Consider the following 448-nt stretch of genomic DNA (forward strand, 5'->3'; position numbering starts at 1 on the left):
TGTTGGCAAATGTTGGTTTGGTGAGTCAAGACTACGGCCGTTATGAACTGACTGTGCGTGAAAATCTTCTTCTGGGTTTGCCGCAGGAGGCGGTTGAGCGTCTTGGTGATGCTGATTTGTGGTCGGCTTTGTCGGTGGCTTGTGCTGATGATTTTGTGCGTGGTCTTGAGGGTGGTTTGGATGCTCAGTTGGGTGAGTCGTTTGGTGGTGTTGGTCTTTCGGGTGGTCAGTGGCAGCGTTTGGCGTTGGCGCGTGTGGTTCTTCGGGATGCGCCGGTGTGGGTGTTGGATGAGCCGACCAGTGCTGTGGATGCTGAGACTGAGGAGGAGATTTTTGCTCGGTTGAAGGTGGCTGCTGGTGGGCGTTTGGTGGTGTTGGTGTCTCATCGTGCGTGGACGTTGCGTGGTGTTGATTCTGTGGTGGTGTTGGATGGTGGGTGTGTGGTGGA

General features: G+C 55.1%; 1 protein-coding gene. It reads left to right on the plus strand.

The genetic code is table 11. The features are described from left to right. Positions 1–53: 53 nt before the first annotated feature. On the plus strand, positions 54–448 hold a 395-nt coding region (locus HMPREF2836_RS04335; RefSeq protein ID WP_371440853.1), incomplete at its 3' end, for an ATP-binding cassette domain-containing protein.

It is taken from the genome of Rothia sp. HMSC065C12 (assembly GCF_001812085.1).
Taxonomy (GTDB): Bacteria; Actinomycetota; Actinomycetes; order Actinomycetales; family Micrococcaceae; genus Rothia; species Rothia mucilaginosa.